The organism is Pantoea sp. GL120224-02 (assembly GCF_900215395.1).
GTDB lineage: Bacteria > Pseudomonadota > Gammaproteobacteria > Enterobacterales > Enterobacteriaceae > Pantoea > Pantoea communis.
Window position 1 is genome coordinate 1 of record NZ_OBEC01000023.1, and the last position, 13,992, is coordinate 13,992.

At 55.4% G+C, this 13,992-nt stretch carries 14 protein-coding genes; 9 read left to right on the forward strand and 5 right to left on the reverse strand.

Going from position 1 to position 13,992, the window contains the following annotated elements:
• Positions 1 to 426 precede the first annotated feature (426 nt).
• Genes yjfF through ytfQ form a run of 4 tightly spaced genes read right to left on the reverse strand, consistent with a single transcriptional unit; the run spans position 427 to position 4,952 of the window.
• Positions 427 to 1,413: a galactofuranose ABC transporter, permease protein YjfF gene (gene yjfF, locus CRO33_RS23955; protein ID WP_038647220.1), complete on the reverse strand. Its 987-nt coding sequence runs from the start codon at positions 1,411 to 1,413 to the stop codon at positions 427 to 429.
• Positions 1,410 to 2,426, reverse strand: coding sequence for a galactofuranose ABC transporter, ATP-binding protein YtfT (gene ytfT / locus CRO33_RS23960; RefSeq protein ID WP_058962433.1), 1,017 nt, complete (start codon positions 2,424 to 2,426; stop codon positions 1,410 to 1,412). The genes yjfF and ytfT overlap by 4 nt, the downstream gene beginning before the upstream one ends.
• The gene (gene ytfR / locus CRO33_RS23965) at positions 2,419 to 3,939 is read right to left on the reverse strand and encodes a galactofuranose ABC transporter, ATP-binding protein YtfR (protein ID WP_097119803.1); all 1,521 of its coding nucleotides are present in this window, start codon (positions 3,937 to 3,939) and stop codon (positions 2,419 to 2,421) included. Before ytfR ends, ytfT begins: the two co-directional genes overlap by 8 nt.
• Positions 3,940 to 3,995: 56 nt before the next feature.
• Positions 3,996 to 4,952, reverse strand: a complete 957-nt coding sequence (gene ytfQ, locus CRO33_RS23970; protein WP_097119804.1) for a galactofuranose ABC transporter, galactofuranose-binding protein YtfQ — start codon at positions 4,950 to 4,952, stop codon at positions 3,996 to 3,998.
• Between the two features lie 675 nt (positions 4,953 to 5,627).
• Here ytfQ and ydgT point away from each other — a divergent pair.
• From ydgT to nth, 9 genes are all read left to right on the forward strand, one after another.
• Positions 5,628 to 5,843, forward strand: a complete 216-nt coding sequence (ydgT, locus tag CRO33_RS23975) for a transcription modulator YdgT (RefSeq protein WP_034827409.1) — start codon at positions 5,628 to 5,630, stop codon at positions 5,841 to 5,843.
• Between the two features lie 101 nt (positions 5,844 to 5,944).
• Positions 5,945 to 6,388: a DUF2569 domain-containing protein gene (locus CRO33_RS23980; RefSeq protein WP_034827411.1), complete on the forward strand. Its 444-nt coding sequence runs from the start codon at positions 5,945 to 5,947 to the stop codon at positions 6,386 to 6,388.
• A gap of 123 nt (positions 6,389 to 6,511) precedes the next feature.
• Positions 6,512 to 7,093 (forward strand): electron transport complex subunit RsxA, encoded by a 582-nt coding sequence (gene rsxA / locus CRO33_RS23985; RefSeq protein ID WP_034827413.1) that lies wholly within the window; start codon positions 6,512 to 6,514, stop codon positions 7,091 to 7,093.
• Positions 7,093 to 7,671 carry an electron transport complex subunit RsxB gene (rsxB, locus tag CRO33_RS23990; RefSeq protein WP_034827415.1) on the forward strand — a complete coding sequence of 193 codons (579 nt, stop codon included), beginning with the start codon at positions 7,093 to 7,095 and terminating at the stop codon, positions 7,669 to 7,671. Before rsxA ends, rsxB begins: the two co-directional genes overlap by 1 nt.
• Complete coding sequence (gene rsxC / locus CRO33_RS23995; RefSeq protein ID WP_097119805.1) at positions 7,664 to 10,132, forward strand: electron transport complex subunit RsxC; 2,469 nt, start codon at positions 7,664 to 7,666, stop codon at positions 10,130 to 10,132. The genes rsxB and rsxC overlap by 8 nt, the downstream gene beginning before the upstream one ends.
• Positions 10,133 to 11,191, forward strand: a complete 1,059-nt coding sequence (gene rsxD, locus CRO33_RS24000; protein WP_097119806.1) for an electron transport complex subunit RsxD — start codon at positions 10,133 to 10,135, stop codon at positions 11,189 to 11,191. It abuts the gene before it with no gap.
• 2 nt (positions 11,192 to 11,193) lie between these two features.
• Entirely contained in the window at positions 11,194 to 11,826 is a 633-nt protein-coding gene (rsxG, locus tag CRO33_RS24005) for an electron transport complex subunit RsxG (RefSeq protein WP_166931562.1), read from the forward strand.
• Positions 11,823 to 12,524: an electron transport complex subunit E gene (locus CRO33_RS24010; protein WP_097119808.1), complete on the forward strand. Its 702-nt coding sequence runs from the start codon at positions 11,823 to 11,825 to the stop codon at positions 12,522 to 12,524. The genes rsxG and CRO33_RS24010 overlap by 4 nt, the downstream gene beginning before the upstream one ends.
• The gene (gene nth, locus CRO33_RS24015) at positions 12,521 to 13,153 is read left to right on the forward strand and encodes an endonuclease III (protein ID WP_058962383.1); all 633 of its coding nucleotides are present in this window, start codon (positions 12,521 to 12,523) and stop codon (positions 13,151 to 13,153) included. The genes CRO33_RS24010 and nth overlap by 4 nt, the downstream gene beginning before the upstream one ends.
• A gap of 107 nt (positions 13,154 to 13,260) precedes the next feature.
• Here the strand turns inward: nth and CRO33_RS24020 are convergent.
• Positions 13,261 to 13,992: type VI secretion IcmF C-terminal domain-containing protein (locus CRO33_RS24020; RefSeq protein ID WP_303621688.1), on the reverse strand; the 732-nt coding region annotated here is incomplete at its 5' end.

The following is a 13,992-nucleotide window of genomic DNA, read 5'->3' on the forward strand; positions in this document are numbered from 1 at the left end:
CCGAAGAGCAAAGCGTTCGCGCCAGGGATGGCGCGGCCGATCTGCATGGATGCGGGGTTCCTTTGCGATCGGGCTGGCCTTTAGGGGGCTTCGCAACCAACCATCAGCAACTCCACCTAACTTGCCAAGATGAGGGCTGTGGCTAAAAACGCGCACTCCAGTCAACAAAGGTGGGCGTTGCGTAAAGTCGGCGTGAATACATCCCTGTAGCCTCGGACGCCGCATCCATGCGGCGTACGCTTTACTCCACTGCCCACCTTTGTCTCCTTTATGCAGGTTCGTTGCATTCAAAATATGAGCACCAACCCCTGCAATCCCCCCCAATATCCACAATTCTGAGCACCAAGCCTCCAACATCCTCGAATCGGCGACCCAAAACAAAAAAGGTGCGCCAATTTGCGCACCTCTTGAACATCCCACTCACGACTACGAAGTTAAACGCTTAACCGGCGCATTCTTCTGACGATCCCACATCACGGTCAGCAGGCGCTGCAGTGCGATAAACGCGAACAACAGAATACCGATGGCGATCTTTGTCCACCAGGAACTCAGCGTGCCATCGAAGTTAATCCATGTCTGAATCAGCCCCTGGATCAACACCCCAAACAACGTGCCGAGCACCGTGCCCACGCCACCGGACAACAAGGTGCCGCCAATAACCACAGAGGCAATCGCGTCCAGTTCCACGCCCAACCCTGCCAGGGCGTAGCCTGCTGAGGTATAGATCGAGAACACAATCCCCGCCAGTGTCGCCAGGGTGGTGGAAAGCATATAAATCTTGATGGTGGTGGCGCGCGTCGAAACGCCCATCAACTGCGCTGATGTCAGATTGCCGCCAATCGCATACACCTGATTACCAAAACGCGTGCGATGCGCGAGGATGATCCCGCCAATCACCACCACCAGCATAATCACTGCCAGCAAACTAAGGCGCCCGCCCCCGGGGATCTTCCACGCCAGGCTAGACAGTGTGGAATAGAGCGGATGATCAATGGGAATCGAATTCTCCGACACCAGATAGCTACAGCCGCGCAGGAAAAACATCCCCGCCAGGGTAATAATAAAGGCCGGGATCTTCAGCGCATCGATAAGCCAGCCCATCATGGCGCCAAACAGTGCTCCCATCGCCAGCACAATCGCGAAGGCAAGAATCGGATCGACGTGATAATCACCGATAATTTTCGCCAAAAATACACCGCTAAAGGCGATAACGGCCCCCACTGACAGATCGATACCGCCTGACAAAATCACAAATGTCATGCCCACGGCGATAATGCCGAGAAACGCGTTATCGGTCAGGATATTACAGATCACGCGTGTCGAGGCAAAGCCAGGGAACTGACTCAGGCAGAACAGATAACCGGCGACAAACACCAGCAGCGTAATCATCAATGGCAGATGGCGTTTAATCATTTTGGACGTCTCCCTTTCAGCATGGCGATAAAGCGCGGCGATTGCAGCAACAGCACACACATCACCACCACCGCTTTCACCACCTGATTCAGCTCCGGCGGGAAGCCAGACAGCAAAATACCGGTGTTCATCGACTGAATAATCAGCGCGCCAACCAGCGACAACACCAGATTAAAACGCCCGCCCATCAACGATGCACCGCCAATCACCACGGCGAGAATGGCATCCAACTCCAGCCATAGACCGGCGTTGTTAGCATCGGCGCCACGTATATCGGCTGCCACGATCAGGCCCGCGACTGCCGCACACACGCCGCTAATGGCATAAGTGGACATCACTACTAACCAGCCATTAACACCAGCATTACGTGCGGCGCGCAGGTTAATCCCCACCGCTTCGATAAACAGGCCCAGCGCGGTTTTGCGCGTCAGCAGCCACACTAACAGTGCCACCAGTAGCGTTATCCACACCGGAACCGGCAGCATCCACAGCGAGCCGCTGCCAAACCAGCCGAGGCTGTCGCTGTTAAAGGTCACAATCTGACCCTGGGTAATCAGCTGAGCGATACCGCGCCCGGCCACCATCAAAATCAACGTGGCCACAAACGGCTGAATCTTCAGGAGGGCGACCAGCACGCCGTTCCACAAGCCACAGGCCAGACCGGTGCCGAGTGTGGCGAGAATAATAAAACTCAGGCTGTGTCCCGCAACGGTCAGGGTGGCCGCCGTCGCCCCCGCAATCGCCATCACCGCGCCGACCGACAAATCAATCCCGCCAGTGGCAATCACCAGCGTCATACCGACCGCCAGTAAGGCGACGGGTGCAGCGCGGTTGAGGATATCAATCGGGCTGCCGAACAGGCGGCCGTCCTGAATATGCACGGCAAAAAAATTGTTGGCGACCAGGCTATCCACCAACAGCACCAGAATCAGCGCGACGATTTGCGGCATGCCTGGCGGTAACTTCGGCTTACGCCGTTCAGGTTTTGGATGTGTCATAGGGGATTCAAGCATGTTGTGCTCCTCCATCGGCGATGGCATTGACGATCGACGCCACCGACAGCTGCTCCAGCGGGATTTCAGCCACCTGCTTCAAATCACGCATGATCAACACGCGGTCGGCATAGCCCACCAGCTCTTCGAGTTCAGAGGAGATAACCAGTAACGCCAGTCCATCGGCGCACAGGGTTTCAATCAAACGAATGATCTCGGCATGTGCACCGACGTCAATGCCGCGCGTCGGTTCGTCGAGAATTAAGAATTGCGGCTTCGTCACCAGCCAGCGTGACAGCAGCACCTTCTGCTGATTACCGCCGGAGAGTAATTCCACCGGCTGATCGGCATGTGGCGTGCGAATTCCCAGGCTTTTGATAAAGCGATCGGCGATGGCCTGCTGCTCACGCCGTTTAATCGGTCGCAGCCAGCCGCGTTGGGCCTGTAGCGCCAGAATAATATTCTCGCGCACCGATGCAGCGCCGATAATACCGTCGGTTTTACGATCTTCCGGGCAGAACCCCATGCCCAGATGGGAGGCTTTGGCCGGTGTCCGGATGTGCTGCACTTTGCCTTTGATGGTGGCAGTACCCCGATCCGCACGACGGATACCAAACAGCACTTCGGCGGTTTCCGTGCGCCCCGATCCCAGTAATCCCGCTAAGCCCACCACTTCTCCCGGACGCACCTCCAGGTCGAAAGGCTCAATGGTGCCCTTCTTGCCGTAGTCTTTGAATGACACCACCGGTTGGTTGCTTTTCAGCGTGCTGCCCTGACGCTGCAAGGCAGTTTCCAGTAACTCGCGCCCCAGCATCAGTTTGATCAATTCGATTTGCGGCAGCGATGCCGTATCACGCGTGGCTATAAACTGGCCATTGCGCAAAACGGTAATACGATCGGTGATGCGGTACACCTGGTCGAGAAAATGAGTCACAAAAATCAGGCTCATCCCTTTGGCTTTCAGTTGCGCCATCAGGGTGAATAGCATTTCCACTTCGCTGGCATCGAGGCTGGCGGTGGGTTCATCGAGGATTAACACCTGTGCGGAGAGATCCACGGCGCGGCAAATCGCAATGATTTGCTGCATCGCCACCGAGTAATGGCCCAGGGGACGCGTCACGTCGAGCGCAAAACCGTAGTTGCGCATCAGTGCATCGGCATCGCGCACCATACGCTTGCGGTCGATCATGCCAAAGCGGCGCGGCTCACGGCCGATGTAGAGATTGTCTGCCACCGACATATTCGGCAGGAGGTTCACCTCCTGATAGACCGTGCCGATGCCCATTTGCTGTGCATCGGCGGTATTGTGCGGTGAAATGGCAGTGCCATTCAGGGTGATGGTGCCTGCATCACGGGTGTACACGCCGGTCAGCACTTTAATTAACGTGGATTTCCCGGCGCCGTTTTCGCCCAGCAGCGCCATGATCTCGCCTTTGCGAATGCTGAATGAGACATTATCCAGCGCTTTCACGCCGGGGAAACCTTTGCTGATACCTTTGAGAGTCAGGAGTGCGGATGCATCTGCGGTGCTCATCAGGTTCTACCTCGCCTTACGTCATGAAAAACCGCCCCGAAGGGCGGTTGCGGGGATCAGTAACCCATGCCTTTTTTGGTGTCGAGCTGTGCCTGCGCGGAGTCTGGCAGATACAGTTTCGATTCGGTTTTGATGATTTTTGGTGGCATCGTGCCGTCTTTTTTGAATTTCTCCAGCGCATCGAATGCCGGACCCGCCATGTTTGGCGTCAGCTCGACATTGGCATTGGCCTCACCCGCCAGCATCGCTTTATAGATATCCGGTACGCCGTCGATAGAACCGGTCAAAATATCTTTGCCTGGCTTCAGACCCGCTTCTTTAATGGCCTGAATGGCGCCGATCGCCATATCATCGTTGTGCGCATACACCATGCAGATGTTCTTGCCGTTGTTTTCCGCTTTGATAAAGCTCTCCATCACCTCTTTACCTTTACTACGGGTAAAGTCGCCGGACTGCGAGCGGATCACTTTGATGTTGTTGTGGCCCGCGATGGCTTCGGCGAAGCCTTTTTTGCGGTCGATGGCTACGCTGGCACCCACGGTGCCTTGTAACTCAACCACATTACACTTCTTATCGCCGACCGTTTTCACCAGCCAGTCACCGATCAACTTGCCTTCCAGCACGTTGTCTGCGGTCACCACCGCCATGTACAGCGACTTATCTTTCACCACGATAGCGCGGTCTAACAGGAACACCGGGATTTTGGCGTCTTTGGCTTCTTCCAGCACGGGTTCCCAACCGGTTTGTACTACCGGGGCGATGAAGATGGCGTCAACGCCCTGCGCGATAAACGAGCGCACCGCTTTGATTTGGTTTTCCTGCTTCTGCTGACCATCGGCGATTTTCAACGTGATACCGCGCTTTTGCGCTTCGCTTTTCGCCACGTTGGTTTCTGCTGAACGCCAGCCAGACTCCGAACCAACCTGTGAGAAGCCCACCGTCATATCAGCGGCAAGTACAGACGTACTGAGTGCTGAACTGACCATGGCGGTTAAGAGTAAACGTTTCCACATAATTTCATTCCTCTGAAGGGAGTGTGCTGTAGGGGTACAAAACGCAGATTAAGCCTGGCGCAAAAGCGAGAAAACAAGCGCGACATGCCTCACAAAATAGAATGAATTAAAGGAGTTACGAAATTATGCATATAAGAAGTCATACCAGCCATATGGACAATTTGCCTGATATTTATTTCAGTGTCGGTTAAATAAATGTAATAAACAGAATCGGTTAGGATGGTGGCTACTGGAAGCGATTACAGACGCTGCGTAAAGAATGGTTATCGACTGCGGGCACAAGCAATGATCAGTTTTGTGATTATTCGCACACTACATGATTTACAGTTTCAAAGCGTGTAGATGCCATTTCTTAACTGTTCGACATAAATCGCCCTAATAAACGTCTTATATGAATGAAAGTCAGTGCACTAAGCCTGATAAAAAATGACAACTTTCATTTGCGTTGAAGGTGTGAGCTTTTTTCACATTATGCCGTCTGTCAGGGTTGAATTTGTCTCAATCCCGTCTGGAAATGCGCGTTTAAAACGGCAAAATGAAGAAAAAATGTCTTTTGATGAGCGAATTAGCTCACGTTGTCTGATTTTTGAATTTTTTTAACGCTGGCGTATGGACTCTGTCAGTGTGCTCCCTATACTTGGGCACTTCCGAGCACTTTATTTTTAAATGGCAATCATGACTGCGCTAGATTACCTGCTGAAATTCCGCAAAGTGAATAATCTCGATAGTCTGGAAAAACTCTACGACCATCTTAATTATTCGCTGACCGATGACAATGACATCATCAATATGTATCGCGCTGCCGATCATCGTCGTGCTGAACTTGTTTCCGGCGGCCGCCTTTATGATATGGGCCGCGTGCCGAAATCAGTCTGGCGCTACGTAATGTAATGGGTTTTCCCCGCCTTTTTCTGCACTATTGCGTTGTCCATGTCGGGCGTGCCCCGTTTGGACATACAACGCCTTCTTAATTTCGCTACAGGATCCGCAAGATGACCGAATCGGTAAACCCGCCGCGTATTGCTGGCTGGCTGTTGTTGCCGCTAGCCTGGTTGATTATGACGATGCTGACCAGTGCACTGGTGGTGGCCATGTATCTGAGCCCGTTGTTTGATACAGAATTGCGTACCACGTTGTTCACTCATGCCAGCCAATTGTTCACGCAATGGGCGATTTCCCTGCTCACCGCAGGCGTGGTTTGGGTCTACAGTATCTGGGTTTGCTGGATGTTCTGTAAACGTTCGCGCCGTCTACCGCGTCATTACATCCTGTGGTTGCTGATGACGGTGTTGTTGGCGTTGAAAACGTTCGCGTTCACCCCGGTGGCGGATAACAAAGCCATTCAAACGCTGTTGTTGTCACTGCTGGCGGCGGCGGTCTTTGTGCCCTACTTCAAACGTTCTCAACGTGTGAAAGAGACGTTTATCCAGCCATAACGGCGCGAGTTTCGTCAGGAATTTAATTCTGCGTGCTCTCAACATCCACAGATTTTGTGTAGAGGTTGAGATGCACCTCTCAATTCCGGATAATAGACGCCTTTCGGCTTCCCAGGTTAAAAAATGACCGATTACTTACTTCTCTTTATTGGCACCGTGCTGGTGAATAACTTCGTGTTAGTGAAGTTTCTCGGCCTATGCCCCTTTATGGGCGTGTCAAAAAAATTGGAAACGGCCATTGGTATGGGACTCGCCACCACTTTCGTGATCACCCTGGCGTCGATTTGCGCCTGGCTGGTGAACCATCTGATTCTGGTGCCGCTCGATCTGGTGTACCTGCGAACCCTGGCGTATATCCTGGTGATCGCCGTGGTGGTGCAATTCACCGAAATGGTGGTGCGCAAAACCAGTCCGTCACTCTATCGCTTGCTGGGTATCTTCCTGCCGCTCATTACCACTAACTGTGCGGTGCTGGGTGTTCCCCTGCTGAGTGTCAATCTTAACCACACCTTTATGCAGGCCGCGGTTTATGGCTTCAGTGCTTCGCTTGGCTTCTCGCTGGTGATGGTGCTGTTCGCTGGCATGCGTGAACGCCTGGTGTTAGCCAATGTCCCCGCGCCGTTTAAGGGCAACTCGATTGCATTGGTCACCGCAGGTTTGATGGCGCTGGCCTTTATGGGCTTTACCGGGTTGGTGAAATTCTAATGACCGCGATTTGGATTGCTATTGTGGCTATTGCTGCGCTGGGCCTGGTTTTTGGCGCCCTGCTCGGTTACGCCTCGCGCCGATTCGAGGTGGAAGAAGATCCGATCGTTGAACAGATCGACAGTATTCTGCCGCAGAGTCAGTGCGGCCAATGTGGTTATCCCGGCTGCCGCCCGTACGCCGATGCCGTGGGTAATAACGGTGAAGCCATTAATAAATGCGCCCCCGGTGGCGAGCAAACCATGCTCAAGCTGGCCGCGCTGCTCAACGTTGAACCGCAACCGCTGGATGGCGGTGAAGAAGTGCAGGAACCGATCCGCACCGTGGCCTGGATTGATGAAGCCAACTGCATTGGCTGCACCAAATGTATTCAGGCTTGCCCGGTAGATGCGATTGTCGGTGCTACCCGTGCCATGCATACCGTGCTGAGCGATGTCTGTACCGGCTGTGATTTGTGTGTTGCTCCCTGCCCGACCGACTGTATTGAAATGCGTCCGGTTGCCACGACCACGGCCAACTGGAAATGGGATCTCGAAACCATTCCTGTACGGGTGATCCCGGTAGAAACTCATGCTTAATTTGTTAAAACTATTCCGCAAAGAGAAGCTGTGGGATTTTCAGGGCGGCATTCATCCGCCGGAAATGAAAACACAGTCTAACGGCACGCCGTTAAGCCAGTTACCGCTGCCTGAACAATTCATCATTCCGTTAAAACAGCATATCGGCCATGAAGGCGAGATTTGCGTCTCACCGGGCGATCACGTCTTGCGTGGTCAGCCGCTGACGTTTGGCAGCGGTCGCATGCTGCCGGTGCACGCACCAACCTCCGGCACCATCGAAGCGATTGCGCCACATATGACCGCGCACCCTTCGGGTCTTTCCGAACTGTGCATTTTCCTGCGCGCCGATGGTGAAGATCGCTGGACCACGCTCGATCCGCAACCTGACTTCCGTTCGCTTACTCGTGAAGATGTCGTCAAACGCATCCATGAGGCAGGCGTCGCCGGTTTGGGGGGGGCAGGCTTCCCGACCGCCACCAAGCTACGTGGCGGATTGCGCGGCGTCAAAACCCTGATTATCAATGCCGCAGAGTGCGAACCTTACATCACCGCCGATGATCGTCTGATGCAGGACTGCGCGGCTGAAGTGCTGGAAGGTTGTCGTATCCTCGCCTGGGTATTGCAGGCTGAGCGTGTGCTGATTGGCATCGAAGATAACAAACCCGAAGCGATTGCAGCGCTGAAGCAGGCTTTGGGTGGTGACCGCGAGTTGCAACTGCGTGTCATCCCCACCAAATACCCTTCTGGCGGTGCTAAACAACTGACCCAGATTCTTACTGGCGTTGAAGTGCCGCACGGCGGTCGTTCGACCGATATTGGCGTGCTGATGCAAAACGTCGGTACGGCCTGGGCGGTAAAACGCGCCATTATCGATGGCGAGCCAATTACCGAACGCGTCGTTACCCTGACCGGCGAAGCCATTGCGCAGCCGCGTAACGTTTGGGGACGCCTGGGTACGCCAGTTAGCCATCTGTTACATCATGTGGGTTTCGCACCGGGTTCGCGTCAGATGGTGATCATGGGCGGCCCGCTAATGGGTTTTACGCTGCCGTCACTGAATGTGCCGCTGGTTAAAATCTCCAACTGCATTCTGGCACCTTCTGCCAGTGAAATGGGCAATAACGAAGAAGAACAGTCTTGTATTCGTTGCAGTGCCTGTGCGGATGCCTGCCCGGCGAAACTGCTGCCTCAGCAGCTGTTCTGGTACAGCCAGGGCGGCGATCATGAGAAGGCGCGCGCTCACAATATCGATGACTGCATTGAGTGCGGTGCCTGTGCGTACGTCTGCCCAAGTAATATTCCGCTGGTGCAATATTATCGCCAGGAGAAGGCAGAGCTGCGCGCTATCGATCTCGAAGCGAAGCGCACCGCCGAAGCTAAAGCGCGCTTTGAAGCGCGTCAGGCGCGTTTAGAGCGGGAAAAACTGGCGCGTGAAGCGCGTCATGAAGAAGCTAAACAGCGTGTGGCACGTAGCGATCAGGGTGAACGTGACGCGGCGATTGCTCGCGTTAAGGCGCGTGCCGCCAAAACACCGGAACAGGAAACTGCCGAACGTGAGGCTCGCCATGCCCAGGCGTTAGCTCAGCAGGCGGAAAAACAGTCTGAAACGCAGGCGCTGAGTCGCCAGTCTGGCGATCCGCGTAAAGCCGCGGTGGAAGCGGCCATTGCACGTGCTAAGGCGAAGAAGTCTGGTGTGGCGGTTGGCGAACAACCGTCTGAAGCTGCTGGTGTTGCACCCGCCGCTGAGGCTGATCCACGTAAAGCTGCGGTTGAAGCCGCCATTGCGCGCGCCAAAGCGAAGAAAGCCGCTGCGGCGGCTGGTGAACAAGCGCCTGAACCTGCTGATGTCACTCCTGCCGCTGAGGTCGATCCTCGCAAAGCCGCGGTTGAAGCCGCTATTGCCCGTGCCAAAGCGAAGAAAGCCGCTGCGGCTGGCGAACAAGCGCCTGCATCTGCTGATGCAGCCCCGGCTGCAGAAGTTGATCCGCGTAAAGCGGCGGTTGAAGCCGCCATTGCGCGCGCTAAAGCGAAGAAAGCTGCGGCGGCTTCTTGTGAACAAGTGTCTGAGCTTGCTGACGCAGTACCTGCCGCTGAAGTTGATCCGCGTAAAGCAGCGGTTGAGGCCGCCATTACTCGAGCTAAGGCGAAGAAAGCGGCTGCGGCTGCGGCGGCTGAGCAGATTTCTGAACCTGCTGACGAACCACACGCATCTGAGCCTTCTGATGCAGCACCTGCCGCTGAAGTCGATCCGCGCAAAGCTGCGGTGGAAGCGGCCATTGCGCGCGCTAAAGCGAAGAAAGCTGCGGCGGCTGCCGAGCAAGCTTCTGCGTCTGTTGAAGCCGCACCTGAATCATCTTCTGAAGTGGAGGCTGCTGCCTCTCCTGACTCCGCCGACCCACGTAAAGCGGCCATTGCCGCCGCGGTCGCCCGTGCCAAAGCGCGTAAAGCGCAGCAGCAGCCTTCGACGACTGAGGATTAAATGGCTTTTCGTATCGCAAGTTCCCCTTATACCCACAACCGCCGCAGCACCGGCAACATCATGCTGCTGGTGGTACTGGCTGCGCTGCCGGGTATGGCCGCGCAGTGGTATTTCTTTGGCGTGGGTTTTCTGATTCAGGTATTGCTCGCCACCGCCACTGCGTGGATCACCGAAGGCGCCATTTTGCGTCTGCGCAAAACACCAGTGGTTCCGACTCTCTCGGATAACTCCGCCCTGCTCACCGCGCTGCTGCTCGGCATCAGTCTGCCGCCGCTGGCGCCCTGGTGGCTGGTGGTCATTGGTACCATGTTTGCCATTGTTATCGCGAAACAACTGTATGGCGGCCTGGGTCAAAACCCCTTCAACCCAGCGATGGTCGGTTATGTGGTCTTACTGATCTCCTTCCCGGTGCAGATGACCAGCTGGTTGCCGCCGGATACATTGCAGGCAATCAAACCCGGCCTGCTGGATTCCCTCAGCATGATCTTCACCAATCACACGCTGGCCGGTGAAACCATGCAGCAGTTGCAGCTCGGGGTGGATGGCATCAGCCAGGCCACGCCGCTGGATACCTTTAAAACCGGCTTGCGGGCCGGGCACAGTGCTGAGCAGTTACTGTCTGAGCCGATTTATACCGGCGTGCTGGCGGGATTAGGCTGGCAGTGGATCAACCTCGGTTACCTGCTGGGCGGTATGCTGCTGCTGGCAAAAAATGCCATTCGCTGGCACATACCCGTCAGTTTCCTCGTGTCGCTGGCCTTCTGCGCCACCCTTGGCTGGTTGTTTTCACCGGAATCGCTGAACTCGCCGCTGATTCATTTGTTCTCCGGCGCGACCATGCTCGGCGCATTCTTTATCGCCACCGATCCGGTCACCGCCTCGACCACTAACCGTGGTCGCCTGGTTTATGGAGCACTGATTGGTTTGCTGGTGTGGCTGATTCGCAGCTTTGGCGGATATCCGGACGGTGTGGCCTTCGCGGTTCTGTTGGCGAACATTTGCGTGCCGCTGATTGATTACTACACCCAGCCGCGCGTTTACGGCCATCGCAAGGATTAATGATGTTCGATGCTATTCGTAAAAATGCCGTGACGCTGGCGGCGTTTGCAGTGATCACCACCGGCGTCACTGCGGTGGTGAACTATGTCACCAAGCCGACGGTGGAACATCAGACGGCACTTCAGCAAAAAAACCTGCTCGATCAGGTGGTGCCCACCGAGATGTATGACAACCACATTCAGCAAGAGTGTTTCCTGGTGACGGATGCAGCGGCATTAGGCAATAACCAGCCGCATCATCTCTATCTGGCGCGTAAAGGTGATAAACCCGTCGCGGCGGCTCTTGAGACTACCGCGCCAGACGGCTATTCTGGTGCGATTCAGATGCTGGTCGGTGCCGATTTTCACGGCAAAGTATTAGGTGTCCGGGTAGTGGAACACCATGAAACGCCTGGACTGGGTGACAAGATTGAACTGCGCATTTCCGACTGGATCAACAGCTTTAACGGCAAAGTGGTGCACGGTGCCGACGACAAGAACTTTGCGGTGAAAAAAGACGGTGGTGAATTTGATCAATTTACCGGCGCGACCATTACCCCGCGCGCAGTGGTGAATGCCACTAAACGTACCGCATTACTGATTGAAACGTTGCCAGCGAAGCTCTCTTCGCTGCCCGAATGTGGAGATGCACCATGAGTGAAGCAAAATCCCTGCTGGTTGGCGGCCTGTGGAAGAACAACTCCGCCTTGGTGCAACTGCTGGGCTTGTGCCCGCTGCTGGCCGTGACCTCAACCGCCACTAACGCCCTCGGCCTTGGCCTGGCCACCACGCTGGTGTTAACCATCACCAACAGCGCTATCTCCGCCTCGCGTCGTTGGGTGCCGGCGGAAATCCGTATCCCTATTTACGTCATGATCATCGCTTCGGTAGTGAGCTGCGTGCAGATGCTGATCAATGCTTACGCTTACGGGCTGTATCAGTCACTGGGTATCTTCATTCCCCTGATCGTGACCAACTGTATTGTGGTGGGTCGTGCGGAAGCGGTGGCTTCTAAGAGCAGTATTCCGCTGTCGGCGCTGGATGGTTTTGCCATTGGCATGGGCGCGACCTGCGCGATGGTGACGCTAGGTTCGATTCGTGAATTGATCGGTAGCGGCACCCTGTTTAACGGTGCTGACCAACTGCTGGGCCCCTGGGCCAAAGCGCTGCGCATTGAAGTGTTCCATTTCGATTCACCGATGTTGCTGGCGATGCTGCCGCCTGGAGCTTTTATTGGCTTAGGCATGCTGCTGGCCGGTAAATATCTGATCGATCAGAAAATGAAGCAACGAGCCGCCCTGCGCGCTGCTGAACCTGAAGCCGCGCCACAAGGTGAAACCGGGAAGGCCGTGTGAACAAGGAAAAGCGACTGCAAATTCTCACGCGCCTGCGTGATGACAATCCGCATCCCACCACGGAGCTGTACTTCAGTTCGCCGTTTGAACTGCTGATTGCGGTGCTGCTGTCCGCGCAGGCCACGGATGTCAGCGTGAATAAAGCCACGGCGAAGATGTATCCGGTGGCAAACACCCCCGCCGCCATTTTGGCTTTGGGTGTTGATGGTGTGAAAGAGTTCATCAAGACCATCGGCCTGTTTAACAGCAAAGCGGAAAACGTTATTAAAACCTGCCGCATTCTTATTGAGCAGCACGGTGGTGAAGTACCGGAAGATCGCGCGGCATTAGAAGCCCTGCCCGGCGTCGGACGCAAGACCGCCAATGTGGTGCTGAATACCGCCTTTGGCTGGCCGACCATTGCCGTGGATACGCATATCTTCCGCGTCAGCAATCGCACCCGCTTCGCGCCCGGCAAGAACGTCGAAGAAGTCGAAGATAAACTGATTAAAGTGGTGCCATCTGCCTTTAAAGTCGATTGCCACCATTGGTTAATCTTGCACGGCCGCTATACTTGCGTGGCACGTAAACCGCGCTGCGGCTCCTGCCTGATCGAAGATTTGTGTGAGTTTGACGCTAAAGAGTCTTAGTGTCCGCCATGGGCTTCAGCCACGGCTCCCACAGAAAGACTGAGTCCGTCGCCAGCACGCGAAGATGGTCCGCATTCGCACCGCAGGCATTAACAGGGATTGCAGGGTCATGAGTCTTCCTCGCTGACAAAAGTTTCATCCGGCACGTCCGGGGCGTTACTGATAATGAATATGTCGGCCGGGAGCGTGAAGTTGCGCAGCTTCAGCAGCGCCAGCGGCCCTTCCCCCGCTTCTGTTCGCAGAATGTAGTTCAGCGGACGGCCGTCGGGAGCCTGCCAGGTGAGCTGCCAGCTGCTGCTGATGCCCGGATTAGCGCTGACCTGAGCCTTATCCAGCAGGCGAATCAGGCCCCAGCTCCCTGGCATATCACCATACTGGCGGGTGCCAGCCTTCGTGCTTATCCAGCTCAGTGATGCGCCGGGCGCTTCAGTGTCAGCCGGCCAGGTGAAGCGTTTCCACACCGGTTGCTGATTCATGTAGGTGAGCTTCTGACTGTCGATAATCAGGTCAGTCTGCATCACGTCTGCAGCCGTGCCAGGACGCAGCTCAAAGTGCAGCCCGGCCTCACCGTTGGTGAACACCACATCGGAAATCCGGCTCAGTTGATTAAGCGCCAGCAGAAAGGCCGGGTTAAAAGTCAGCCCCTGGGCGTTGATGCTGTCCGGTATCCAGCGCGTGCCTTCGCGGTGCAGCACACCGCTCAGGCGCGACTGCAGGAAGCGGGTGATGCGACCGTTGTCCGCATTCAGATATTTCGCCAGCAGCGGCAGTGACACCTCACTGCTGACATTTTTAAACGGATAGCGGCCGCCAAACGCGCTGTTCCACTCGTTCACCAC